Origin of the sequence: Sphingomonas immobilis (assembly GCF_030580995.1) — a bacterium.
Taxonomy (GTDB): Bacteria; Pseudomonadota; Alphaproteobacteria; order Sphingomonadales; family Sphingomonadaceae; genus Sphingomonas; species Sphingomonas immobilis.
The window spans coordinates 1-25,553 of the sequence record NZ_JAUQSZ010000017.1 but is presented as its reverse complement, the minus strand read 5'-3'; the positions used below and the strand labels follow the sequence as shown (position 1 = coordinate 25,553).

Here is a 25,553-nt window from a genome sequence, read left to right as displayed (position 1 = left end):
TCTTCGGAAAAGAAGGACAGCCCTTCGACATGCTCAGGGCGATCGGTCTCAGGGCTTGCGCACCGCCGCCAGATGCTCGCGAACCTGCGCATTCCCCGGCGCGATCGCGACCGCCTTCTGCAGCAACTGCAACGCCTGATCGTCGCGCCCCGTCTGATGCAGCGCCCAGCCATAGGCGTCCGCCGCCGCCGGGTTCATCGGCGCGAGCCGGTACGCCGCTTTCGCATAGGCGAGCGCCGTATCGGGATCGGCATCGTCGCCCCCCAGATACGCCGCCGACAGATCAACCAGCAAGGCCACGTCGCGGCTGCCGGTCTGCTGGCGGATGTTCTCCAGCGTCTCGATCGCCGCGTCCCACTCGCCGCCCGCGATCTGCCAGTGCGCGGCGATGCGCTGCGCGGCGATGCTCTGCGGGTTCTGCGAGAGGTACAGCGTCAGCGCGGTGAGGGCCGCCTGGCGCTGCCCCGCGCGGTCGAGCGCGTCGACCATCCGCAGCATCGTCGGCTCGTCGAAGCGCAGGCCGGCGGCACTCCGATACGCCGCCGCCGCCTCGCCGTAGCGCCCCAGCGCCGCCAGCGTATCGCCGAGCGCGAGATAGGCGGTCGGCGCACCCGGCATCATCTTCACGATCGCCTGCGCCTGTGCGAGCGCCTCGTCGCGGTCGCCCGATTCGAGCAGCCCGCGCACATAGCTCAGCCGCGCGGTCGGCTCGTCGGGCGCGGTCTTTACCGCGTCGGCCAGAGTCGGCGTATCGTCGTCGACCCCGAACGGACTGGCCCCCGATCCGGCGGGCCACGCCGCGCGGTCGAGATATTTCGCCGCCCAGTCGCGCTCGCCCGTCTGTTCGAACGCGCGCGCAATCAGCATCAGCGTGTAGCTGTCGGCATCGCCGCGCAGCCCCGCCGGACGCAGCGCATCGAGGCTCCCGCGCGCATCGCCCGATTTCAGTAGCGCAAGGCCGAGCAGCCGCCGCGCCGTCAGGTTCATCGGCTGCTGGTCGATCAGCGCCTGCCACTGGTCGATCGCCTGCTGGTACGCCCCCGCCTTGAACGCCAGCGTCCCGCCGAGCAGCAGCGCGCCCGGCGTGTCGCCGATGGTCGGCTTGGCACGCGCGAACAGCGTGCGCGACAGGTCGAAATTGCCCGCCCGCGCGGCCATCACCGCCTGCAGGTAATAGGCATCGGCGCTGCCCGGCCGCGCCGCCAGCGCCTTGCGCGTCGCCTCCAGCATGTCCTGATAGCGGCCGACATCGCCGAGCGTGGCGGCATAGTCGATCAGCGCGTCGTAATAATAAGCGTCGCGTTTCAGCACCGCCTCGAACCACGGCAGCGACGCGGTGAGGCCATATTGGTCGCGCACCAGCTCGCTGCGCAGCGTCAACGCCGCGAGGTTGTTGCCGTCGATCGCGAGCGCGCGCCCGACCGCGTCGATCGCGCCCGCGCCATTGCCCGCGTCGGCGCGGATCTGCGCGAGATCGGCCCAGGCGGCGGCGTCGCGCGGATTGGCGTCGAGCATGTCGCTCAGCACCTGCTGCGCGCGCGGCACGTCGCCCTGCGCCGCCAGCGCCTGCGCGCCGATGCGCACGGCATAACCGGCATAGCGCGGCGGTGCCTTGGCCGCCTCGGTCAGCGCCGCATCGGCATCGTCCTGCAACAGCCAGGCATGCGCGTAGAGATGGTGCGCGCGCTCGGGATCGAAGCCCGCATCGGTCGCACGGTCGAGCTCGCCCTCGGCCGCGTCGCCATTGCCGAGCGCGAGGAAGGTGCGCGCGAGCAGGGCGTGGGCGAGGCCCCATTTCGGATCGGCGGTCACCGCGTTCTGCGCGTGCAGCCGCGCCGCGCTGTAGTTACCGGCGTCGAGCAGCGCGATGCTCTGCCGCACCTCGTCGCGCGCCAGCGCAGGGTCGGCGGCATGCGGTCTGGCCGCGTTGATCGCGAACAGGGTCACGGCGAGCGCGGCCATGCCCGCGATGACGGCGAACAGCCCGATCCGCCGCCACATCCGCTTCGCCGTGCGCGACGAGCGGCGCCGCCCGTCGCGCGACGACGTCCGCTTCTCGATCCGCGTCTCAAGCATGGAGGTCATAGCTCTTGAGCAGATCGTACAAAGTCGGCCGGCTCACCCCGAGCAGCTTGGCCGTGTTCGAGATATTGCCCTCCGCCCGCGCCAGCGCCTGCCGGATCGCCTTGCGGTCCGCGCCCTCGCGCGCGGCGCGCAGGTTGAGTGGCACTTCCTCGGATCCTTCCGCAAGGTCGAGGTCGGCAGCGGTGACGAGCTTGCCTTCGGCCATGATGACCGCGCGCTTCATGCGGTTCTCCAACTCGCGGACGTTGCCCGGCCAGCCCCAGGCATCGATCGCGGCGCGCGCATCGGGCGCGAGGCCGGTGACGGCGGAGTGCATCTGCTTGGCGTATTTCTTCAGGAAATGGCTGGCGAGAAGACTCGCGTCGCCGCTGCGCTCGGCGAGGCTCGGGATGCGCACGACGATCTCGGCGAGGCGGTAATACAGATCCTCGCGGAAGGTCCCGGCGGCGACCATCGCATCGATATCCTGATGCGTCGCGCAAACGATGCGCGTGTCGACCGCGATCGCCTTGCGCCCGCCGATCCGCTCGATCTCGCGCTCCTGCAGGAACCGCAGCAGCTTCACCTGCAACGGCAGCGGCACATCGCCGATCTCGTCGAGAAAGAGCGTGCCGCCATCCGCCTGTTCGATCTTGCCCTCGGTGGTCTTGACTGCACCCGTGAACGCGCCCTTCTCGTGGCCGAACAGCTCGCTTTCGAGGAGCGTATCGGGGATCGCCGCGCAGTTGATCGCGACGAACGCGCCCTTGCTGCGGGGCGATGCGTCATGGACGCCGCGCGCGAGCAGTTCCTTGCCAGTGCCGCTCGCGCCGAGCAGCATCACCGACACGTCGGCGCCCGCGACGCGCTCGATCGTGCGCGTCACTTTCAGCATCTCGGGTGCTGCGGTAATCATCCCGCCCAGCGCCGTACCGCTCGCGCGCTCGGCGAGGCGGCGGTTCTCGGCCTCGATCGCATGGACGTGGAAGGCGCGGCTGACGATCAGGCCGAGCGCATCGATGTCGATCGGCTTCTGGTAGAAGTCCCACGCGCCGCCCGCGATCGCCTGCCGCGCCGAATCGCGCGCGCCGTGGCCGGAGGCGACGATCACCTTGGTGTCGGGCTTCAGCGCGAGGATTTCCGCCAGCGTGGCGAAGCCCTCGGTCGTACCGTCGGGATCGGGCGGCAGGCCGAGATCGAGCGTGACGACGGCGGGCTCTTCCGCGCGCAGCATATCGATCGCCTCGGCGCGGCTGCCCGCGACGAACACGTCGTAGCCTTCGTAGGCCCAGCGCAACTGGCGCTGCAGGCCAAGGTCGTCCTCGACGATCAGGAGTTTCGGGCGTTCGGTCTGAGGGGCGCTCATGCGGCCTGCTCCAAGGTGGTAATCTGAGCGGGGAGGAGGGTGACGGTGAACTGCGTGCCTTCGCCCTCGCGGCTGGTGACGGAGACGCTGCCGCCCATCGCCTCGGCGAGTTTGCGCGCCTCGAACGCGCCGATGCCGAAGCCGCCGGGCTTTGAGGAGACGAACGGCTTGAACAACTGCTCGCGCACGAAGGCGGGCGACATGCCGCAGCCGGTGTCGAACACGGTGACGGCGGGAGCCTCCGGCGTGCCGCCGATCGTGATGCCGACCGGCTGGTTGGGCCCGCTCGCCTCGATCGCGTTCTGGATCAGGTGCGTGAGAAGCTGTTCGAGCTGCCCGGCATCGGCATGCGCGGTGATGCCCGCCTTGCCCGACACGGTGATCGGATGCTGCGCGCGCCGGTGCCCCGCGACGCGCTCGGCCAGAGCCTTGAGATCGACCGTCGCCAGCGCCTCCGCCCGCCCCGAATGATGCTGCGACAGGGCGGCGAGCAGGCCGTTCATCCGCCCGGCCGAATCCTTCAGCGTCGCGATCATGTCAGCGCGGAAGGCGGGGTTCTCCGCGTGGCGCTCGGCATTGCGGGCGGTCAGCGAGAGCTGGCTCACGAGGTTCTTGATGTCGTGCATGATGAAGGCGAAGCGCCGGTTGAACTCGTCGAACCGCTCGCCCTCCGCCAGCGCCTCCTGCGCGCGCGCTTCGGCGAGATAGCTCGCCACCTGGCGCCCGGCGATGCGCAGCAGGTCGAAATCCTCCCAGTCGAGCGCACGGTCGATCGGTGGGCGGGCGAGCAGGATGCCGCCCTGCAAGCGGCCGAGATGGACGAGCGGCACCAGAGCCCAGGCATCGGTCGACAGCATCCACTCCGGCACGCAAGCCAGCTCGGCTGCGTCGGCAGTACCACCGCGCACCGTGTCGAGCTCGACGATGCGGCCGCTGCCGGAAAGATACTGCGCGAGCTCCTCGCCGGCCCCCGTCGCCGGCAGCGTGCCGCGGTCCCAGTTCCAGCCCGGCCCGATGCCGAGCGCGGCGCCTTCCGGCACCAGCAGCAGGCCAGCGGGCGAATCGGTCAGGTCGGCGACCGCCTTGACGATACGCTCCGCCAGCGGTGCCGCACCATCGGGCTTGCCCAGCGTATCGGTGAAGCGCACCCACTCCGCGCGGTAGTCGTAGCGGTGGCGGAAGAAATGCTTGGCGAGCTTCACCTTCGCCCAGGCGCGAATCCACGGCGACGACAGGAGCGTGAGCCCCGCGGCGGTGGTGCCGAACACGAAGGCCGTCTCGATCAGCCGCGCATTCTGGCCGCCGAACGCCGCGATGACGTTCCCCGCCACCAGCATCGCCACGATATAGAGGATCATCGCCGCGAACGAGACCGTCTGCCAGGCGACCGTGCGTGACAATTGCAATGTCCAGTCGCCGTTGCGCTGCACCGCCACCGCCAGGATCGGCGCTGTTAGAGCAATGATGATGCCGCGCCCGGCGATCAATGTGGTCGGCACTTCGCCGGTGTAATACGCGGTCGCATAGAGCAGCAGGTCGATGCTCCACATCGCGCCGAGCGCGATGACGACGAGGCGGATGCCGCCCCGCGCGCGCGGGGCCGCCGCAGCATAGAGATGCTGCACCAGCACCAGCGCGCTGACGGACACCATCGCCCGGAACAGCAACCGGATCTCGTGCAGGCTCGGCACGACGCCGCGGCCGATGATCTCCTCCGCGCTCGCGAGGCCGATGTTGGTCAGGATCAGCATGCCGACGATGCCGTAGATTGCGGCTACCGCCTTGCGCTGCGGCGATGCCGGATCGCGCCGCATCAGCGCGAACATGAAGCCCAGCCAGGCGAGGTTGCGGAACGACTCCGCCACGCGCGTCACGAAATCGCGCGCATCGATCCCCGCCACCGCCAACGCCCACAGCGCGGTGGCGACCAGCGCGACCGTGAAGGTGAGGCGCGGCAATGCCGACCCCGCCTCGCGCAGCCGCGTGATCGCCACGCCCGCGAACAGCAGGGCGGCGAGCGCGTGGCTCCATAGGATCACCCCCGCGATCATGGAATCAGCGCACGCCTTCCGGCCAGATCACGACGCGGATTGTCTGCAGCAGGATCAGCAGATCGAGGAAGGGCGAATAGTTCTTCGCGTAATAGAGATCGTATTCCAGCTTCTGCCGCGAATCGTCGATCGATGCGCCGTAGGGATAGTTGATCTGCGCCCAGCCGGTGATGCCCGGCTTCACCATGTGCCGCTCGGCATAGTAAGGTAGTTGCTGTTCGAGATCGTCGACGAACTGCGGTCGCTCCGGGCGCGGGCCGACGAAGCTCATCTCGCCCTTCAGCACGCTCCACGTCTGCGGCAGTTCGTCGATCCGGCATTTGCGGATGATGCGACCGATGCGGGTGATGCGCGGATCGTCCTTCTCCGCCCAGACGGCCTTGCCGCCGACCTCGGCATCCTGCCGCATCGAGCGCAGCTTGATGCAGTCGAAGCCGACGCCGTAGAGGCCGACCCGGCGCTGACGGTAGAAGGCGGGGCCCTTGCTCTCGAACTTGATGGCGATGGCGGTCGCGATGATCACCGGCGCTGCGAGCGTGAGGAGGGTCGCCGACGCGGCGATATCGAACAGCCGCTTGAACGCGCTCGACAGCATCCGGCCCGACGAGAAACCGTCGGAGAAGATCAGCCAGCTCGGGTTGACGCTCTGCAGATCGACGCGGCCGGTCTCGCGCTCAAGGAAGGTCGAGATTTCGTTGACGTGGACGCCCGTCGTCTTGATGCGCAGCAGATCCTTCAGGGGGAGGGCGTTGCGGCGTTCCTCCAGAGCCAGCACGACCTCGCTCGCATTCAGCAGCACGACATGATCGGCGAGGTTGTAGATTGCGTCGCGCGCGATCGCCTCGGGGATGACGCGCGCGGGTTCGCTCATCGAGACATAGCCGACGACGACAAAGCCCGCGCCCGGCGTTGCCGCCAGTGCCTTCAGCCGCGCCGCGCGCGCGCCAGCGCCGAGCACGACGACGCGGCGCTTGAACACCTGCCCGCCGAGCGTCTTGCCGAGCAGGATGCGCAGGCCGATCATCAGCACTGCCGCGAAACCCATCGAATAGAGCAGATTGGAGCGCCAGAAGGTCACGCCCGGCAGCAGGAAGTAGATGACGCTCAGCGCGACGACGCCGAGCGAGATCGCCACCAGCAGCCGCGCCGTCGCGAAGCGCAGCGACTGCAGCGCGCCCGCGCCGTAGACGCCGACTGCGATCATCGCGACTTCGACCGAGCCTGCGAAGGTCGCGAGCTGCGCGATACGGTTCTGCACCGGATCAACCAGGCTGCCGAGCTGGTGCAGGCGCAGTTCGTAGCCGAGCTCGCCCGCAAGCAGCAGCAGGACGATGTCGAACAGCCCGAGCAGCAGCACGGCATTGGGGATATAATGCTTGAACAGCCTGATCATCGTCGCAGCGGGCCTTAAGTGGCGTGTGTAAGCAATTCCGACACACGTTCGGCTGTCGCAGAAATTGACAAACAAAGGTTGAACGCCGCCCCACGGCGGAAACCGATTGCGATCAAGGTCGTATTGCTTTTCTCAAGCCCCGCCTTGGTCTAGGCGTCGGTTTCACCCGAAGGGATACCCATGCCGCTTTCGCCGCCGATCGTGCCTGTCATTCTCTCTGGCGGATCGGGGACGCGGTTGTGGCCGATGTCGCGCCCGGAACGCCCCAAGCAGATGCTGGCGCTGACGGCGGAAGAAACGATGCTGCAGCTCACCGCGAAGCGTGCGACCGGTGAGCGGTTCGCGAGCCCGATCGTCGTCGCCAACGCACGCCATGCCGACATGGTCGACGCGCAGCTCGGGCATGTCGAGGCGGCGGCGCAGGCGCTGATCCTGGAGCCGATGGGCCGCAACACCGCACCCGCGATCGCGCTCGCCGCGATCGCCGCCGGGGACAAGAGCCCGCTGCTGGTGATGCCGTCCGATCACGTCATCGCCGATGTCGATGCCTTTCACGCGGCGATCCATGCGGCGTTGCCCCTGGTCGAAGACGGCTGGCTGGTGACCTTCGGGATCGATCCGCTCGCGCCCGAGACGGGCTATGGCTGGATTCATGTCGGCGAGGAGATTTCGGGCGGCGTCCACCGCGTCGCCAAGTTCGTCGAGAAGCCGCCGCGTGACAAGGCCGAGGCGATGCTGGCGGCGGGCGATCATGCCTGGAACGGCGGCATCTTCCTGTTCCGCGCCGACATCTATCTCGGGGCGCTGTCGGTTCATGCGCCCGACATGCTGGCGGCGTGCCAGCAGGCGATGGACAAGGCGGTGCGCGACGGCACGCGCATCTACCCGGACAAGGATGCCTTCGCCGCCTCGCCCGACGATTCGATCGACTATGCGGTGATGGAAAAGGCCGAGCGCGTCGCGGTGGTGCCGGTCAGCATGGGCTGGAGCGACCTCGGCAGCTGGGACGCGCTGCACGAGATCAGCGACCGCGACGATGCCGGCAACGCGCATGCGGGCCCCGGCGAAGTTATCGCGATCGACACCGCGAATTGCCTCGTCCGCACCGACGGTGCGCGGGTGGCGCTGGTCGGGGTCGAGGATCTGATCGTTGTCGCGTCGGGCAACGACATCCTCATCCTGCCGCGCGGCCGCAGCCAGGAAGTGAAGAAGCTGATCGAAAAGATGAAGGCGAGCGAACCCAAGGCGTAGCGAAGCTATGCCGAGCGGCGCGAAGCGGCTCGCCCGGACGGCGGCGCAATAGCGCCGACCGACGACGCGGCTCCGCCGCGGCGCCCCTTGAAAAAACGCGTTCTTTCCCAGCCCATTAGACCTTGGTCGAAACCACCGCCTCCGCAGCCCTGCCGGCAAGGTTTCGGTAACGATTCCGGCCCAATCCCAATCTCGTGAGAGGGCAGCCTCCCACCACGCTCCCTCCCGGCGTTGGTGGCAGGCCAGAGCCCGCGTCATGGCCGCGAACGAGACGGCGCTTCATCGTGTTGCGTATCGATGAAGCACCGACCTCGTTCGCGGTAAAGCGCGTTACGAGATCAGCGCCTCGCACTGATCGAGCGTATCCTTGAAGGTCGCGACCACCGCCTGATACGGCGCGCCGCCCGTCATATCGAGACCCGCACGCTTCAGGATATCGACCGGATAGTCCGATCCGCCAGCTTTCAGCACCGCCAGATACGTGTCCCGCTCCTTCGCGCCGCCCTTCAGGATCGCGCGCGAGAAATAGGACGCGGCCGAAATGCAGGTCGCATATTGGTAGACGTAGAAGCTCGAATAGAAATGCGGAATGTACGCCCATTCAGACCCGTATGTGTCCGAAACCGCTACCTTCGGCCCGTGATAACGGCGCAGCAGGTCGAGATAGAGCTTGCTGAGCGCCTCGCCCGACAGGCCTTCGCCGGCTTCCGCCTTGTCGTGGATCAGAAGCTCGAATTCGCCGAACATCGTCTGGCGGAAGAACGTGCCGCGGATCGCCTCGAGCTGCTGGCCGAGGTAGAAGAGTTTCTCCGCCTTGGTCTTGGCGTTCGCCACCATGTACGCGGCGAGCAGCATCTCGTTGCAGGTCGAGGCGATTTCCGCGAGGAAGATCGGGTAGTTGGTCTTTTCATAGACCTGGTTCTTGTTCGCGAGCAAAGTGTGCATCGCATGGCCCCATTCATGGGCGTAGGTCGTCATGCCCTCGTAGTTCTCGCCGAGGTTGAGCAGCAGATAGGGATGCACGTCGAATGCCGCGCCGGGGTTCATGTACGCACCCGATTTCTTGCCGGGGCGCGGCAGCGGGTCCATCCACTTCTTGCCCGTCGCCTCGGCGAACATCGCGCCATATTCCGGACCGAGCGGTTTCAGCGCAGCCATCGTCGTCGTCCGCATTTCGGCAAGGCCGACTTTCTTGTCGAGCTGCACGAGCGGCGGATAGATGTCGTAATATGCCATGTCGGGCAATTTCAGCAGCTTGCGGCGCAGCTCGAAATAGCGATGGAGCTGCGGCAGGCCGGCATTCGCTTCCTTCACGAGGCTGCGGTAGACCGCTTCCGGCACGTTTCCACCTGACAGAGCGGCGGCGAGCGAGGTCGGATATTTCCGCGCCTTCATGCCGAAGATGTCGGCCTTCACATGGCTGAGATAGGCCGCGCCGAGCGAGCTCTGAAACTTGCCGTATTCTCCCCAGAAGCTGTCGAACACGAGCTTGCGGTCGGCGCGGTTCGGCGCGTCGCGGTTGAGCGTATAGGCCTGGTCGTCGAGCCGCACCTGCTTGCCGGTCGACAGCGTGACGGTCGGCCAGGGAATGTCGGACGCGGCGAGCTGTTCGCGGATGTCGCGCGCGCCGCTGAACGGCGCAGCGGTGCCCGCCAGCAGGATCTCCCCCTCGGGCGACAGCGTGTGTTCAGCCTGACGCAGCGCATCGGCGAGGATGAAATCGAAATGCGTGCGCAGCGTTTCGTTGGCGGCGACGAAGGCGTCGATCTTCGCCTTGCCGATCGTCAGCAGCTCCGGCGCGATCCACGACGAGGCTTCGCCGAAGGCGGTGTAGAGGTTGATCGCCTGCGCCTGCTTTTCCTGGCTGGCGGAAACGCGGAGATCGGCGTCCGCCTTCAGGCTGGCATAGACATAGACGCGAGAGATGACGCGATCGAGCGCGGTCTGCAGCGACAGCGCTGCGGCGAGCGTCTCCGCGTTGCTGCCGAGCTTGCCCTTGTATTTGGCGAGGCCGGGGAGGTCGGCGAGCGCCTTCTTGCGCGCGGCGTCCCAAGCGGCTTCGTCGGCGTACAGATCGCTCAGATCCCACGCCGCGCCACCCGCGGTCGCGGTCTGCGCCCAGGCGGGCATTGTCGTGGCAAGCACGGCAATGGAAGCGGCGGCGATCGCGTCGCGGCGGGAAAGATCGGTCATGGCGAAGGGCCCTTGCTGTCGGAAATGTTGCCGCTTTGATGCCAAGCGGCGCGGTGCCTGACCAGAGTAAATCCCTTCGTCGCAAGATCGTGCCGGGCATGTAACCAATCCGGCCTTACGTGCGTTGGCGGGGGCATCGGCAATTCACGAACGGACGATCCGCCATGCGTACGATTTCCCTGATCCTCGCCACTTCTCTCATCGCTGCGCCGGTGCCGGTGCTCGCCGGCCAGCAGCAGGACAGCGTCGGCCGCGCCGCGACCGAGCCGCTGCGCGTCACCCGCATCAAGGACGACAAGATCCCCGAGGTGCTGCAATATGCCGCGACCGCACCCTATTCGGACGCGCACACCGGCAATTGCGCGGCGATCGCCAGCGAGATCACCGCGCTCGACAAGGCACTCGGCCGCGACGTCGATGCCGATCCGGTGAAGAAGGGCGAAAGCTCGGCAGTGGCGGCGGCGGGCGCACGGGCGCTGGTCAACACGCTCATCCCCGGTCTGGGGCTCGTCAAGGTGCTGACCGGCGCCGACAAGCAGCAGCGGCGCGTCGAGGCGGCGGTCTATGCCGGATCGATCCGGCGCGGCTATCTCAAGGGCCTCGGGCTGGCGAAGCGGTGCCGGATGCCGGCGGCGCCCGCCCCGGCGGCCGTCGCGGCCCGGCCCGAGTTGCTGTACACCAACGACGATTGAGCCACGCGAAAGGGCCGCAGGATTGCTCCTGCGGCCCTTTGCTTTTGGTACAGCCGTAGAGGACTGGTGATCTGAACAGCCCCGGCAAAGCCGTGGCCTCGTCGGACAGGTTCGGCTTCGCCGACCTGCCGGCCATTCTGATTTTCTGTTCGGGGCAGCTTTTGCTGCCCCGGTCGAAAATCAGAAGTCCATGCCGCCCATGCCGCCCATGCCGCCGCCGGGCATGCCGACCGGAGCCTTGTCTTCCGGCAGCTCGGACACGGCGGCTTCCGTCGTGATAAGCAGGCCGGCGACCGAGGCCGCGTTCTGCAGCGCGGTGCGGACGACCTTGGTCGGGTCGATCACGCCGGCGGTGACGAGGTTCTCGTACACGTCGGTCGAAGCGTTGAAGCCGAACGAGGTGTCGCTCTGGTCGAGCAGCTTGCCCGAGACGACCGCACCGTCATGGCCGGCATTCTGCGCGATCTGGCGAACCAGCGCAGTCAGCGACTTGCGGACGATATCGATGCCGCGCGTCTGGTCCTCGTTCGCGCCGGTCAGGCCGTTCAGGGCCTTCGTGGCGTAGAGGAGGGCCGTGCCGCCACCGGGGACGATGCCTTCTTCGACGGCTGCGCGGGTCGCGTGCAGCGCGTCGTCGACGCGGTCCTTGCGCTCCTTGACTTCGACTTCCGAAGCACCGCCGACCTTGATGACGGCCACGCCGCCGGCGAGCTTCGCGAGACGCTCCTGGAGCTTCTCCTTGTCGTAGTCGCTGGTGGTGTTCTCGATCTGCGCACGGATCGCCTCGGTGCGGCCCTTGATCGCCTCGGCATCACCGGCGCCATCGACGATGGTGGTGTTGTCCTTGTCGATCGAGACGCGCTTGGCGGTGCCGAGCATGCCGACGGTGACGTTCTCGAGCTTGATGCCGAGGTCTTCCGAGATCAGCTCGCCCTTGGTCAGGATCGCGATGTCCTCGAGCATCGCCTTGCGGCGATCGCCGAAGCCGGGAGCCTTGACCGCCGCGACCTTGAGGCCGCCGCGCAGCTTGTTGACGACGAGCGTGGCAAGAGCCTCACCCTCGATGTCTTCCGCGATGATGAGCAGCGGACGGCCCGACTGCACCACGGCTTCGAGGATCGGCAGGATCGCCTGCAGGTTCGACAGCTTCTTCTCGTGGATCAGGATGTACGGATCGGTGAGTTCGACCGTCATCTTCTCCGGGTTGGTGATGAAGTACGGCGACAGATAGCCGCGGTCGAACTGCATGCCCTCGACGACGTCGAGCTCGAAATCGAGACCCTTCGCTTCCTCGACGGTGATCACGCCTTCCTTGCCGACCTTCTCCATCGCTTCCGCGATCTTCTCGCCGACTTCCTTGTCGCCGTTAGCCGAGATGATGCCGACCTGGGCGATCTCGGAGGTGCCGGCAACCGGCTTCGAGCGCGACTTGATGTCCTCGACGACCTTGATGACGGCGAGATCGATGCCGCGCTTCAGGTCCATCGGGTTCATGCCGGCCGCAACCGACTTCATGCCCTCGCGAACGATCGCCTGCGCCAGAACGGTCGCGGTGGTCGTGCCGTCACCGGCGATGTCGTTGGTCTTCGAGGCGACTTCGCGCACCATCTGCGCGCCCATGTTCTCGAACTTGTCCTTGAGCTCGATCTCCTTGGCGACGGTGACGCCGTCCTTGGTGATGCGCGGCGCGCCGAAGCTCTTGTCGATCACGACGTTGCGGCCCTTCGGCCCGAGCGTGACCTTCACCGCATCGGCGAGGATGTCGACGCCGCGCAGGATGCGCTCACGCGCGTCGCGGCTGAATTTTACGTCCTTGGCTGCCATGTTGGCTGACCTTTCAGATTAGATTGTGAGGAGAAAACGGAAGCTCAGCCAACGATGCCGAGGATATCCGACTCTTTCATGATGAGCAGGTCTTCACCGTCGACCTTGACCTCGGTGCCCGACCACTTGCCGAACAGGATCTTGTCGCCGGCCTTGACGTCGAGCGGGGTAACCTTGCCCTCTTCGCTCTTGATGCCGGTGCCCACGGAGACGACTTCGCCTTCCTGCGGCTTTTCCTTGGCGGTGTCGGGGATGATGATCCCGCCCGCAGTCTTCTCTTCCGCCTCGACACGGCGAACGAGGACGCGGTCATGCAACGGCCGAAAACCCATGCGTTTAGTCCTTCTGCTAGGTAATGTGAATCGTTGTTAGCACTCATCGCAGGCGAGTGCCAGCGGCCGGCATATGTGCCTGGCCCCCGACTTCGTCAACCGGCGGGCGGCAGGCACGACGTGAAAAATGTTTCCGCTTCCGAACCTGTATTGCGCGACTAATACGGGTGCTTTACGTGCCCGCGGCGATGCTCTAGCGTCGCGTTCATGAATGCCAACAGGGGAGCGGCAGGGTGAAATTCCTTCGGGCCATGTGGAAGATCCTGGTCGGGATCAAGGATCTGATGGTGCTGGCCGCCATGCTGCTGTTCTTCGGCGTGCTGTTCGGCGCGATGGCGGCGCGCGGCGGCGGCGCGAAGCCGGTGGGTGAGGGCGCGCTGCTGCTCAAGCTCGACGGTCCGATCGTCGAACAGACCAGCGAGGCAGATCCCTTCGCCGCGCTGAGCGGTGACGGTTCCCCCAAGGAATACCGCCTGCGCGACGTGGTGCGCACGCTCGACAAGGCGGCGAGCGACGACAAGGTGAAGGCGGTCGTGCTCGATCTCGATTCGTTCGGCGGCGGCTATCCGGCCGTCACCAACGAGGTGGCCGAGGCCGTGCGCCGCGTGCGCGACAAGAAGACCGTGCTGGCCTACGCGACCGCCTACACTGACAGCGGATACCGTCTCGCCGCCAACGCTTCCGAAATCTGGATGAACCCGATGGGCGGCACGCTGTTCATGGGCCTCGGCGGATCGCAGCTCTACTACAAGGGCCTCATCGACAAGCTCGGCATCAACGCTCACGTCTACCGCGTCGGCAAGTACAAGTCGTTCGTAGAGCCTTACACCCGCGACGCCGCGTCGCCGGAAGCGAAGGAAGAGGTCGTCAAGCTCTACGAAGTGCTGTGGGGCCAGTGGAAGGAAGCGGTCGCCAAGGCGCGTCCGAAGGCACGGATCGCCGATTTCCTGGCGACGCCCGACAAGGTGATCGTCGCCGCGCAGGGCGATATCGCCAAGGCCAATCTCGACGCCGGTATCGTCGACAAGCTCGGCAGCCGTCTCGACTTCAACAAGCATGTCGCGGACCTCGTCGGTGCCGAGAAGGACAAGCCGGCCGGCAGCTACAAGACGATCAAGTACGACGCGTACCTCGCCGCCAATCCGCTGTCCGACACCGGCGGCAAGATCGGCGTCATCACGATCGCGGGCGATATCATCGACGGCAAGTCGCAGAACGGCAGCGCGGGCGGCGACACCGTCGCCAAGCTGGTGCTCGACGGGCTCGCCAAGAAGGATCTGAAGGCGCTGGTCGTGCGCGTCGACTCGCCGGGCGGCTCCGCGCTCGCGTCCGAAGTGATGCGCACCGCCATCTCGCAGGCCAAGGCGCAGAAGCTGCCGATCGTCGTCTCGATGGGCGGCGTCGCGGCGTCTGGCGGCTATTGGGTGTCGACCGCTGGCGACAGGATCTTCGCCCAGCCGACGACGATCACCGGCTCGATCGGCATCTTCGGCATCATCCCGACCTTCGAGAACACGCTCAAGAAGATCGGCGTCACCACCGACGGCGTGAAGACCACGCCGATCTCGGGCCAGCCCGACATCTATTCCGGCACCAATGCGGAAACCGACGCGATCTTCCAGGCGGGGATCGAGAACGGATACCGCCAGTTCATCACGCGCGTCGCCAATGCCCGGCACAAGACGCCGGCGCAGGTCGACGAGATCGGCCAGGGCCGCGTGTGGGACGGCGGCACCGCGCGGCAGCTCGGGCTGGTCGATCAGTTCGGCGGCCTGAACGACGCGATCGCCGAAGCCGCGAAGCGCGCCGGGCTGAAGGCGGGCGATTACCACGCCGAATATCTCGAGAAGAAGCCGGGCGCCTTCGCCAAGCTGATCGAGCAGTTCACCAAGAGCAACAATGACGACGAGGATGCCGCGACGAGCGGCGGCGACGCCTTCTCGCGCATCTCGGCCGAGCGGCGCGCGGTGTTCGCGCGCGCGGTGGGCGACGTGAAGCGGATCGGCACGGGTGCCGCCGTCCAGGCGCGCTGCCTGGAGTGCGAGGCGCTTGGCAGCCAGCGGCCAGTGCAGGGCGACGTCGCGCTGATGCAGCTGATCCTGGCGCGCTTCGGGTGGTGATCGCCGTCCGGCCGGCGGAGCCAGCCGATGCGTCGGCGATCGCGGGCATCTACCGGCCCTATGTCGAAAGCGGCACCGTCTCGTTCGAGACCAAGGCGCCCGACACCGGGCAGATGCGCAGCCGCATGCTCGCCTCCGACGGCTTCCTGCCGTGGCTGGTGGTGGTCGAGGGCGAGGCGGGGGCCGAGGGCACCGTGATCGGCTACGCCTACGCGACGCCGTTCCGCGACCGGCCGGCGTACAGATATACCGTCGAGACCTCGGTCTATCTCGCGCAGGGCACGCAGGGGAAGGGCAACGGGCGGCAGCTCTATCACGCGCTCATCGACACCCTCCGCACGCAGGGCTTCGCGCACGCCATATCGGTGCTGACGCTCCCTAACGACTGGGCGATCCGGTTGCACGAGTCGGTCGGCTTCAAGCGCACCGGCGTGCTGCGCGAGGCGGGCTACAAGGACGGCCGCTGGATCGACGTCGGCTTCTGGCAATGCGAGCTCAACCAGGCGAGCCTCCCGCCGCTGGAGCCCAAGCCGTTCCGCGACGTGGGGATGGTGTCGCGGTGGTGAGGGCTTAGCCGAAAGTAGATCCCCGACGAAGGCCGGGGTCCAGTTGCGGGACGTTCGATGGAGAAGCCTGGCTTTGTTTACATCATGGCCAGCCGACGCAACGGCACGATCTATCTCGGCGCGACCAGTGACCTTGCAAAACGCGCGCACGAACACCGCACCGGCGCGATCGACGGTTTCACCAAGCAATATGGCTGCACGCTGCTGGTCTGGTACGAAGCCTGCGATTCCATCGAGGCCGCGCGCGTTCGCGAGCGCCAAATGAAAGCGTGGAAGCGCGCATGGAAAGTGCGCGAGATCGAGGGCCTCAATCCCGAATGGGCGGATTTGTATGATACCGTACTGGCGCTGTCCTGATCCCCAGCGAAGGCTGGGGCCCAGTTACGGAGCGTTCGGTGATCGGGCGCTGCGATCCGTTGCCGCCGCTTTTCCCGACTGGGCCCCAGCCTTCGCTGGGGATCACGGGGCTTTTAGAGCGCGCGCCTTCCGGCTAAGGCCGCCGTTCCATGACTGACACCACCCCACCAGACTGGCGCGATACCGTCTTCCTGCCGAAGACCGATTTCCCGATGAAGGCCGGCCTCGCGCAGAAGGAGCCGGCGATCCTCGAGCGCTGGGCGAAGCTCGGCCTGTACGATCGCCTGCGCAAGCAACGGCAGGGGCGCGAGCGCTTCATCCTCCACGACGGCCCGCCCTATGCGAATGGCGACATTCACATGGGCCATGCGATGAACAAGGTGCTGAAGGACATCATCGTCCGCAGCCAGTCGCTGATGGGCAAGGATGCGCCCTACGTTCCCGGCTGGGACTGCCACGGCCTACCGATCGAATGGAAGGTCGAGGAGGCGTACCGCGCCAAGAAGCTCGACAAGGATCAGGTACCGGTCGCGCAGTTCCGCGCCGAGTGCCGCGCCTATGCCGAGAAATGGGTCGCGGTGCAGCGCGCGCAGTTCGAGCGGCTGGGCGTGATGGGCGACTGGGAAGACCCGTACCTGACGATGAAATACGAGGCCGAGGCCGCGATCGTCGGCGAACTGCTGAAGTTCGCGGAGAGCGGCCAGCTCTATCGCGGCGCGAAGCCGGTGATGTGGAGCCCGGTGGAGAAGACCGCGCTGGCCGAGGCCGAGGTCGAATATGAGGACGTGGTGTCGACGCAGATCGACGTCGCGTTCGAGATCGTCGAGGCACCGAACGCGCCCGAGCTGGTCGGCGCGCATGCGGTGATCTGGACGACGACGCCGTGGACGATCCCGGTGAACCAGGCTTTGGCGTATGGGCCGGAGATTGAGTATAAGCGCATCAATCTCAGTTTCGATATCGAACGAGACCTTTCAGATGGCTCGCCAGAGCTTCATGCCTGGATGGCCAGCGTTGATTTCTTTCGCGAGAACTCGTTCCTCATCGCGACCGATCTGATCGACACTTTCGCTGCACGCGTGCTGGCTTCGCTGAAGCGCGCCGTGGAGTGGGGTGCTGCCGTTACGCTCGATGACGTCTACACGCTGTGGACTGGCAAAGGCTCCCAACTTGCCGGTGCCGTAGCTCGCCACCCGATGCACCATCTCGGCGGGTTCTTCGCCAAGCCGCGGCCGTTCCTCGCGGGCGATTTCGTCACGACCGATGCGGGTACGGGCCTCGTCCATATGGCGCCCGACCACGGCGAGGACGATTTCCTGCTGTGCAAGGCGAACGGCATCGATCCGGTCTTCGCGGTCGATGGTGCTGGCATGTACCGTGACGACTGGCTGTGGCTGGGCGGGCAGGGCAGCGTCATCAACAAGAAGTTCGTCAGCGCCGAGGGGCCGATCTGCACGGACCTGCGCGCGGCGGGGGCGCTGCTCGCGGCGTCGGACGATTTCGCGCACAGCTATCCGCATAGCTGGCGCTCGAAGGCGAAGGTGATCTTCCGCGCCACGCCGCAGTGGTTCATTCCGATGGATCGGAGCGCGAACAGCGACCATCCGGGGGATGGTCGCAGCGCGGAGATCGGCTCGCGAAGCGAGGCGTGGGAGCCGGCGGCACGGCCCCACCCCAACCCCTCCCCTGAAGGGGAGGGGCTTAAAGGAAACGGCGCCACCCTCCGCGAGATCGCACTCGACGCGATCGAACACACCCGCTGGGTGCCCGAGCGGTCGAAGAATCGCATCAACGCGATGGTGTCGCAGCGGCCCGACTGGGTCATCAGCCGCCAGCGCGCGTGGGGCGTGCCGATCGCGCTGTATGTCGATCGCAAGACGGGCGCGTATCTCAACGATCCCGCCGTCAACGCACGCATCGTGGACGCCTTCAAGGCGGGCGGTGCGGATGCGTGGTTCGCGGCCGATCATCAGGCGCTGCTAGGCCCCGGCTACAACGCCGCCGATTACGACGTCATCACCGACATTCTCGACGTGTGGTTCGACAGCGGCTCGACGCACGCCTTCGTGATCGAGGCGCGCTACGGCGAGGGCGTGCGCGCGAACCTCTATCTCGAAGGATCGGACCAGCATCGCGGCTGGTTCCAGTCGTCGCTGCTGGAAAGCGCGGGCACGCGCGGGCGTGCGCCGTACGATGCGGTGCTGACGCACGGCTTCGCGCTCGACGGCAACGGGCGGAAGATGTCGAAGAGCCTCGGCAACGTCGTCGATCCGCTCAAGGTGATCGGTGAGAGCGGTGCGGATATCCTGCGCATGTGGGTCGCCTCGGTCGATTATTTCGAGGACGTGCGCATCGGCAAGGAGGTGCTCAACACCACTTCCGACGCATATCGCAAGCTGCGCAACACCTTCCGCTACCTGCTCGGCGCGCTCGACGGGTTCGAGGAGGCGGAGAAGGTCGCCCCCAAGGACATGCCCGAGCTGGAGCGCTACGTGCTCCACCTGCTCGGCAACCTCGACATGGAGCTGAAGGCGGCGGCGGATGCCTTTGAATTCAACCGCTATCTGCGGCTGCTGACCGATTTCGCCAACGAGGATCTGTCGGCCTTCTACTTCGATATCCGCAAGGACTCGCTCTATTGCGACGCGCCGACGGATATCAAGCGGCGCTCGGCGCGGACGGTGTTCGACATCCTGTTCCACGCGCTGGTGCGCTATGCCGCGCCGATCCTGTGCTTCACCGCCGAGGAAGTGTGGCAGGCGCGCTACCCGAGCGAGGACGGGTCAGTGCATTTCCTCGAATGGCCCGAATTGCCGGGCCTGCCGGGCGACGATGCGGTCTCGACCTCATGGGCCGACGTGCGGGCCTTGCGCGCGCAGGTGACCGAGGCGATCGAGCCGCTGCGCCGCGAGAAGATCGTGCGCTCCAGCCTCGAGGCCGAGGTGGCGGTGCCGCGCGCGCCGCTGAAGCCCGAAGCGCTGGCGGAGGTTTTCATCGTCGCGAAGGTGACGACCGGCGCCAACACCGCGCCGATCGCCGTCACGCGCACCGATTTCCACAAATGCGGCCGCTGCTGGCGGTTGCTGCCCGAGGTGACGGAAGACCTGTCGCTCTGCGCGCGCTGTGAAGAGGTGGTGGGCGCATGAGCAAGCTGCCGATCGCCGGCCTCGCCGCCGCCCTCGTCCTGTTCGTCGCCGATCAGGCCGCCAAATACGGCGTCACCGAGGTGATGGGCCTGAACGAACTGACGCTGGAACATTATGTCACCAGCTTCTTCAACATCCGCTTCGTCGCCAATCGCGGCGTGTCGCTCGGGCTGCTTCATGCCGACAGCGACACGATGCGCTGGGCGCTGGTGGTGATGACCGGGCTGATCGCGGGCGGCGTGCTGGTGTGGATGCTGCGCGAGAAGAACCGGGTCGAGCAGATTGCGCTCGGCAGCGTGCTGGGCGGCGCGCTGGGCAATATCCTCGATCGCGTGCGGCTCGGCTATGTCGTGGATTTCCTCGACTTTCACATCGGCGCATGGCAACCGTTTTTGGTCTTCAACACCGCCGATGTGATGATTACGATGGGGGTGCTCGTACTGTTCGCGCGCGCGCTTCTGGTTCGCGACAAACCCCGGGCGGAACGAGCTTCTGTGGAGAATTCGAATGCGTAAAGTGGCGATCGTCGTGGGCGGCCTCGGGCTTGCTGCCGTCCTCCTGTCGGGGTGCGCCCGTCAGCGTATCGGCCGCACCAGCGGGCCGGACGAATACGCCGTCGCGCGCCAGGCGCCGCTGGTGATCCCGCCCGATTTCTCGCTGGCCCCGCCGCAGCCGGGCGCCGCGCGCGCCAACGACATAAGCCCCAACGCGCAGGCGCTCGACGCGCTGTTCGGCGGTGCGGCTGCGCGCAGCGGCGCGGAGACCGCGACGATCGGCGCGGCCGGCGCGGACAGCGACGATCCCGGCATCCGCAGCTCGGTCGACGATCCCGGCACGACGGTGGTCGACAAGGGCTCGACCACGCGCGATCTCGTCGCCGCGCCGCAGGGCGACGGGCAGGCCGCGCGCGCTTCGACCTCGAAGTAATCGGCTTCTCGCCTCCTCCCGCCTTCGCGGGAGGAGGTAAGACACAAAAAGGGGGAGCGGTTCGCACCGCTCCCCCTTTTCGTTTCGAATGACGCCTGGTTTTAGAAAGCGGCGGTCAACGAGAAGACGGCCCCGCCGCTGCTCGCGTTCTTGCCGCTCGGCGTGATGAAGTCGCCGTCGGTGCCGACATAGGACACGCCCAGCGTCAGCATCTTGTAGGTCGCCGTCGCGCCGAAGCTGTAGTCGGTATATTCGTTGCCGATCGTCAGCCAGGTCGGGCCCCAGGAGTGGCCGACATGGGCGGTCAGGCCCAGCGGCGTCTTGGGAATCGCCACCGAGAAGTCGCCCGCGAGATAGACGTTGTCATTGGCCTTCTCGCCGCAACCGCCCTGGCAGACGCCGAGCGCTTTCTGCGCGGGGGCATAGTTGACCGTCGCCTTGGCCGAAACCGGGCCGACCGTGGTCGAGACGTCGAAATACGGCTCGAAGAAGTCGGAGCTGACACCCGCGACCTTGGTCTTCGGGTAGAAGTAGTACAGCACGCCGCCGTCGAGCTTGATCGAGCCGAAGCTGTGGCTGTAGCCGCCGATGATGTCGATTTCCTGATTGCCGGTGCCGGCAGCCGTCACGTAATCGTCGATCGAGGAACCCCAGACCGAGGCGTAGAAGCCCGATTTGTGCGTGATCGTGATCGAGCCCTGGATCGCGCCATTCTTGTCGGTCTGCGAGATGCCGCGGAAGCGATAGTCGCTGACGACGGCGGCGGTGCCGTTGATGGTGAATTCCGGCGGCGGCGCGGCGTCATCCGCGAAGGCCGGCGTGGCGGAGGCAGCGAGCATCAGCCCGCCGATAGCGATTGTGGAGATGCGCATCGATTCCCTTTCGAAAATGCGTCGTCCCCGCCTGCACACTCAGGCAGCCGCGTCTGTAAGGATCGAAATCCCCCGCGAGACTTGCCGTCGGTGTTCTTTGCTTGCCGAGTAATGCCGCGTTGCACAACAAAATATTGCTGATGCGTGGCTGGATCGTGTCTGAATTGTTTCTCGTGTGTGGCTCGCGCGCAACACCGCGAAAGCCGCGCCAAAGACGTGGCAAACCGGACTTCTTTGAACAGGCGCGATTATTTGCCGGAGGTTTCCCGGAAGCGCGCAAGGCCGGCGTCGAGATCGGCGATCAGATCGTCGGCATCTTCAAGGCCGATCTGCAGGCGAATCATCGGGCCGGCATCGTCGCGCGTGGTTGCGCTGCGGTGCCGCGCAGGATCGACAGGGAGCGCCAGGCTCTCGAACCCGCCCCAGCTATAGCCGATACCGAAATGCGCAAGACCGTCGATCAGCGCCGCGCGCGCCGCCTCGTCCCCGCCGTCGAGCACGAAGGAGAACAGCCCCGACGATCCCTTGAAGTCGCGCACGAACACGTCGTGGCCGGGGCAGGAGGGCAACGCCGGGTGCAAGACGCGCGCCACGCCGGGCTGCTCGGCCAGCCAATGCGCGATTTTCAGCGCACTCGCCTCATGCTGCTTGAGCCGCACCGCCATCGTCCGCAGCCCGCGCGCGCCGAGCCAGGCGTCGTCGGGGCTGGTGACCTGGCCGAGCTGGAAGCTCGTTTCACGGAGCTTGCGGAAATGCCCCGGCGCAGCGGTGACGGAGCCGAGCATCACGTCGCTATGGCCGACGACATACTTCGTGCAGGCGAGGATCGACAGGTCGATGCCATGCTCGATCGCCGGGAAGAACAGCGGCGTCGCCCAGGTATTGTCGAGCAGCGTCACGACCCCGCGCGCCCTGGCGGCGGCGGTGATGGCGGGAATATCCTGCACCTCGAAGGTGAGGCTGCCGGGGCTTTCGAGCAGGATTGCCTTCGTCTTGTCGCCGATCAGTTCGGCAATGCCGGCACCGATCAGCGGATCGTAGAAGCGCGTAGTGATCCCCATCCGCTTGAGCAGCCCGTTCGCGATCCCGCGCGTCGGATCATAGGCGCTGTCGACCAGCAGCAGTTCGTCGCCCGGCGACAGCACCGACAGCAGCGCGGCGGCGATCGCCGCTACGCCGGAGGGGTAGAGGAACGTGCCTTCCGCGCCGGGTTCCAGCTCGGTCAGCGCATCGGCGAGGCTCCACTGCGTCGGCGTGCCGCGCCGGCCGTAGAACAGGCGGTGGTGCGTGTCGGCCGCTCCGCTCGCGCGCAGATCGGCGACGGTGTCGTAGAGGATCGTGGAGGCGCGCCAGACCGGCGTGTTGACGATCCCCTGCGTCCATTCCTTGCGCCGCCCCGCGCCGACGACCTTGGTGGAGGGGCCCTTGGGCGTGTCGCTGCCGCTCATGCCGCACCCGTCGCCTTGGGGGCGTCCGCGTCCGCGCCCCATTCGGACCAGCTCCCGTCGTAAAGCGCGCCGTCGGCGCCGAGCAGATGCGCGCCGAACAGCAGGATCGCGGCGGTGATGCCAGAGCCACAGGTCGTGACGAAGGGCTTGGCGAGATCGACTCCGGCGGCATCGAACTCGGCACGCAGCGCCTCGCCGCGCTTCCACGTGCCGTCGGCGTTGAAGAGTTTCGAATAGACGAGGTGGCGTGAGCCCGGAATATGGCCGGATGCGACGCCGGGGCGGGGATCGGCCTCCTCGCCGGTGAAGCGGCTGGCGGATCGGGCGTCGATCAGTTGTTCGGCCTGCGTGTCGAGATTGGCCTTGATCTCCCCGATCGATCGCACGCCGCCCGCGTTCAGCGCGGCGGTGAAGTGGCCGGGCGCGGGGGTCTCACCACCGTTCGCGAGCGGGCGGTCCTCGGCGCGCCATTTCGCGAGGCCGCCGTCGAGGATCGCGACGTGCCGCGCGCCGAACGTCCGCAGCATCCACCACGCGCGCGCCGCCGTCTTGTGCGGGGCGTTGTCGTAAAGGACGATGCGGGTCGCATCCGAAATGCCGAGCGCGCGAATCTGCGCCGTGAACTGCTCCGGCGAGGGGAGCATGGTCGGCAGCGGGCTCGCCTTGTCCGAAATCGCCGGAATGTCGAAGAACACCGCCCCGGGAATATGCGCGGCCTCGTACTCGCTGCGCCCGTCGCGCGGCGGCTCGCCGGGGAAATTCGCGAAATAGGTCGCATCGACGATGCGGAGATCGGCGGCGTCGCTTTCGCCCGCGAGCCAGTCGGTGGTTACAAGAGCGTCCATATTGATCCCCGAACCTTCCCCGTTCGCCCTGAGCTTGTCGAAGGGCTGTCCTTCTTGGCCCGAAGAAAGGGCAGGGCTTCGACAGGCTCAGCCCGAACGGTGGAATGGGCCGAATGCAGTTAGCGACCCTCTAACCCCACCCGGTCATTGCGTCGAGTTCGCTGCGCGCTACATCACGCGCCATGACACCGACCCATCTCGGCAAGCCAAGCACGCTGCCCGCATCGCCCGAGGAAGCCGTCCTCGATTACGTCCCCAATCCGCGCACGGGCCGGCCGTATCTGGTGCGCTTCACCGCGCCGGAGTTCACGTCGCTCTGCCCGGTGACGGCACAGCCCGATTTCGCGCATCTGGTGATCGATTACGCACCCGCAGCAACGATCGTCGAATCGAAGTCGCTCAAGCTGTTCCTCGGCAGCTTCCGCAATCATCAGGCCTTCCATGAGGATTGCACCGTCGGCATCGGCGAGCGGCTGTTCGCGGAAATGGCGCCGCTGTGGCTGCGGATCGGCGGCTATTGGTATCCGCGCGGCGGCATTCCCATCGATGTGTTCTGGCAGTCCGGCCCACCGCCCGAAGGCCTTTGGCTGCCGTCGCAGGATGTGCCAGGATATCGCGGAAGAGGCTGAAGGGCCCGAATCCAGCGCCGGGTTGATCGGCGTTAACACGATTCATCTGTTGCGGTGCAGCATGAGTGCAACCATATTGTCACTAGGCCGTTCGGAGATAGCCAGAGTGGGTCATTAAGCCCAGGTTCACGTAGGGAAACACCGATGACGCAAGCAGCAGATGCGGTATCTCCGATCGATCACATCGCGCTGATCGGCAATTTTCTCCCCCGCAAATGCGGCCTCGCAACATATACGACGGACACCTACACCGCGCTGAAGGGCCGTTTCCCCGATCTCAAGATCGACGTCTACGCGATGGACGATCATCCGGGCCTCTACGATTACCCGCCCGAAGTGACGATGAGCATCCCCGATCAGGACCGGCTCGCCTATTCCACCGCCGCTCGCGAGATCGAGCAGAGCGGGGCGAAGGCGATCTGGCTGCAGCACGAATATGGCATCTTCGGCGGCCCGGCCGGTGAGCATATCCTCGCGCTGCTCGACCGGGTGACGCTGCCGGTCATCGTCACGCTGCACACCATCCTCGACAAGCCCAACCCGGACGAGCGCCGCGTGATGGAGGGTCTGCTCCGCCGTGCGTCGAAGGTCGTCGTGATGGCCGAGCGCGGCCGCGAGATCCTCGAGCGCGTCTACGGCGCCAGCGACCGCACGATCGTGATGATCCCGCACGGTGTTCCCGATCGCGCCTTCGTCGATCCCGATACGCTCAAGCCGCGCTTCGGCTGGCAGGGGCGCAAGGTCGTGCTGACCTTCGGCCTGCTCGCGCCCAGCAAGGGCATCGAGACGATGATCGAGGCGCTGCCCGCCGTCGCCGCGCAGCACCCGGAACTGCTCTATGTCGTGCTTGGCTCGACGCATCCGAACCTCGTCGCGCATGAGGGCGAGAAGTATCGCGACGGCCTCAAGGCGCTCGCTGCCGAGCGCGGCGTGTCGGGCAATATCGAATTCATCGATGAATTCTTCGATCACGACGACCTGATCAATTACCTGCAGGCCGCCGACATCTACGCGACGCCGTATGTGAACCCGGCGCAGATCACCTCGGGCACGCTCAGCTACGCGGTCGGCGTCGGCAAGGCTGTCATCTCCACGCCCTACGTCCACGCCACGGAAATCCTGGCGGACGGGCACGGCGTGCTGGTCGATTTCGGCGACAGCGCCGCTTTCGCGCGCGAGATCAACGCGCTGCTCGGCAGCGACCGCAACCGCAAGCGCCTGTCGGAACGTGCCTATGCGCGCGGTCGCACGATGATCTGGCCGCGCCTTGCCGAACTCGGCATGCAGGCGATCGGCGACATGGTGGCCGCCCGCCCTAGGCGGCTGGCGGGCGTCGCCGCGTCGTTCGCCCCGCTGAAGCCCGATTTCAGCGCGGTCGAGCGGATGACCGACTCGACCGCCATGCTCCAGCATTCGATCTATTCGGTGCCCGATCGCCGCCACGGCTATTGCATCGATGACAATGCCCGAGCGCTGA

The 25,553-nt window shown here is 66.5% G+C and carries 20 protein-coding genes; 10 read left to right on the top strand and 10 right to left on the bottom strand.

All coding sequences use genetic code 11. The features are described from left to right. Positions 1–48 precede the first annotated feature (48 nt). Genes Q5H94_RS19495 through Q5H94_RS19480 form a run of 4 tightly spaced genes read right to left on the bottom strand, consistent with a single transcriptional unit; the run spans position 49 to position 6,874 of the window. Positions 49–2,076 (bottom strand): tetratricopeptide repeat protein, encoded by a 2,028-nt coding sequence (locus Q5H94_RS19495; RefSeq protein WP_304562927.1) that lies wholly within the window; start codon positions 2,074–2,076, stop codon positions 49–51. After that, positions 2,069–3,430, bottom strand: coding sequence for a PEP-CTERM-box response regulator transcription factor (gene prsR, locus Q5H94_RS19490; RefSeq protein WP_304562926.1), 1,362 nt, complete (start codon positions 3,428–3,430; stop codon positions 2,069–2,071). The genes Q5H94_RS19495 and prsR overlap by 8 nt, the downstream gene beginning before the upstream one ends. Then, the gene (prsK, locus tag Q5H94_RS19485; RefSeq protein WP_304562925.1) at positions 3,427–5,481 is read right to left on the bottom strand and encodes an XrtA/PEP-CTERM system histidine kinase PrsK; all 2,055 of its coding nucleotides are present in this window, start codon (positions 5,479–5,481) and stop codon (positions 3,427–3,429) included. Before prsK ends, prsR begins: the two co-directional genes overlap by 4 nt. 4 nt (positions 5,482–5,485) lie before the next feature. Continuing rightward, complete coding sequence (locus Q5H94_RS19480; protein WP_304562924.1) at positions 5,486–6,874, bottom strand: TIGR03013 family XrtA/PEP-CTERM system glycosyltransferase; 1,389 nt, start codon at positions 6,872–6,874, stop codon at positions 5,486–5,488. Positions 6,875–7,054: 180 nt separating this feature from the next. Between Q5H94_RS19480 and Q5H94_RS19475 the strand changes: the two genes are divergently transcribed. Continuing rightward, positions 7,055–8,125, top strand: a complete 1,071-nt coding sequence (locus tag Q5H94_RS19475) for a mannose-1-phosphate guanylyltransferase/mannose-6-phosphate isomerase (protein WP_304562923.1) — start codon at positions 7,055–7,057, stop codon at positions 8,123–8,125. A 330-nt stretch (positions 8,126–8,455) separates the two neighbouring features. On the opposite strand, the gene Q5H94_RS19470 is transcribed toward Q5H94_RS19475, so the two are convergent. Continuing rightward, entirely contained in the window at positions 8,456–10,318 is a 1,863-nt protein-coding gene (locus tag Q5H94_RS19470) for a M3 family oligoendopeptidase (RefSeq protein ID WP_304562922.1), read from the bottom strand. A 164-nt stretch (positions 10,319–10,482) separates the two neighbouring features. Here Q5H94_RS19470 and Q5H94_RS19465 point away from each other — a divergent pair, with 164 nt between their 5' ends. Continuing rightward, positions 10,483–11,010 (top strand): hypothetical protein, encoded by a 528-nt coding sequence (locus Q5H94_RS19465; RefSeq protein ID WP_304562921.1) that lies wholly within the window; start codon positions 10,483–10,485, stop codon positions 11,008–11,010. A gap of 180 nt (positions 11,011–11,190) precedes the next feature. On the opposite strand, the gene groL is transcribed toward Q5H94_RS19465, so the two are convergent. Next, complete coding sequence (groL, locus tag Q5H94_RS19460; RefSeq protein WP_304562920.1) at positions 11,191–12,834, bottom strand: chaperonin GroEL; 1,644 nt, start codon at positions 12,832–12,834, stop codon at positions 11,191–11,193. 44 nt (positions 12,835–12,878) lie between these two features. Beyond that, positions 12,879–13,166 carry a co-chaperone GroES gene (groES, locus tag Q5H94_RS19455; RefSeq protein WP_304562919.1) on the bottom strand — a complete coding sequence of 96 codons (288 nt, stop codon included), beginning with the start codon at positions 13,164–13,166 and terminating at the stop codon, positions 12,879–12,881. A gap of 251 nt (positions 13,167–13,417) precedes the next feature. On the opposite strand from groES, the gene sppA reads away from it, so the two are divergent. The 6 genes from sppA (at position 13,418) to Q5H94_RS19425 (ending at position 20,282) form a co-directional block, all read left to right on the top strand. Further along, positions 13,418–15,286: a signal peptide peptidase SppA gene (gene sppA / locus Q5H94_RS19450; protein ID WP_431312199.1), complete on the top strand. Its 1,869-nt coding sequence runs from the start codon at positions 13,418–13,420 to the stop codon at positions 15,284–15,286. Then, entirely contained in the window at positions 15,283–15,852 is a 570-nt protein-coding gene (locus Q5H94_RS19445) for a GNAT family N-acetyltransferase (protein WP_304562984.1), read from the top strand. The genes sppA and Q5H94_RS19445 overlap by 4 nt, the downstream gene beginning before the upstream one ends. Positions 15,853–15,909: 57 nt before the next feature. Next, positions 15,910–16,209 carry a GIY-YIG nuclease family protein gene (locus Q5H94_RS19440; RefSeq protein ID WP_304562917.1) on the top strand — a complete coding sequence of 100 codons (300 nt, stop codon included), beginning with the start codon at positions 15,910–15,912 and terminating at the stop codon, positions 16,207–16,209. 149 nt (positions 16,210–16,358) lie between these two features. Then, positions 16,359–19,355 (top strand): isoleucine--tRNA ligase, encoded by a 2,997-nt coding sequence (gene ileS, locus Q5H94_RS19435; RefSeq protein WP_304562916.1) that lies wholly within the window; start codon positions 16,359–16,361, stop codon positions 19,353–19,355. Next, positions 19,352–19,870 carry a signal peptidase II gene (gene lspA, locus Q5H94_RS19430; protein WP_304562915.1) on the top strand — a complete coding sequence of 173 codons (519 nt, stop codon included), beginning with the start codon at positions 19,352–19,354 and terminating at the stop codon, positions 19,868–19,870. Before ileS ends, lspA begins: the two co-directional genes overlap by 4 nt. Continuing rightward, the gene (locus Q5H94_RS19425) at positions 19,863–20,282 is read left to right on the top strand and encodes a DUF3035 domain-containing protein (protein WP_304562914.1); all 420 of its coding nucleotides are present in this window, start codon (positions 19,863–19,865) and stop codon (positions 20,280–20,282) included. The genes lspA and Q5H94_RS19425 overlap by 8 nt, the downstream gene beginning before the upstream one ends. Before the next feature lie 101 nt (positions 20,283–20,383). On the opposite strand, the gene Q5H94_RS19420 is transcribed toward Q5H94_RS19425, so the two are convergent. The 3 genes from Q5H94_RS19420 to sseA form a co-directional block, all read right to left on the bottom strand. Continuing rightward, a complete protein-coding gene (locus tag Q5H94_RS19420) occupies positions 20,384–21,154 on the bottom strand; it encodes a TorF family putative porin (RefSeq protein WP_304562913.1) in 771 nt (256 codons plus the stop codon). A gap of 248 nt (positions 21,155–21,402) precedes the next feature. Next, positions 21,403–22,602: a cystathionine beta-lyase gene (gene metC / locus Q5H94_RS19415; RefSeq protein WP_304562912.1), complete on the bottom strand. Its 1,200-nt coding sequence runs from the start codon at positions 22,600–22,602 to the stop codon at positions 21,403–21,405. Beyond that, the gene (gene sseA / locus Q5H94_RS19410; RefSeq protein ID WP_304562911.1) at positions 22,599–23,447 is read right to left on the bottom strand and encodes a 3-mercaptopyruvate sulfurtransferase; all 849 of its coding nucleotides are present in this window, start codon (positions 23,445–23,447) and stop codon (positions 22,599–22,601) included. The genes metC and sseA overlap by 4 nt, the downstream gene beginning before the upstream one ends. A 182-nt stretch (positions 23,448–23,629) precedes the next feature. Between sseA and queF the strand changes: the two genes are divergently transcribed. Continuing rightward, positions 23,630–24,076 carry a preQ(1) synthase gene (queF, locus tag Q5H94_RS19405; protein WP_304562910.1) on the top strand — a complete coding sequence of 149 codons (447 nt, stop codon included), beginning with the start codon at positions 23,630–23,632 and terminating at the stop codon, positions 24,074–24,076. A 144-nt stretch (positions 24,077–24,220) separates the two neighbouring features. Continuing rightward, on the top strand, positions 24,221–25,553 hold a 1,333-nt coding region (locus Q5H94_RS19400), incomplete at its 3' end, for a glycosyltransferase family 4 protein (RefSeq protein ID WP_304562909.1).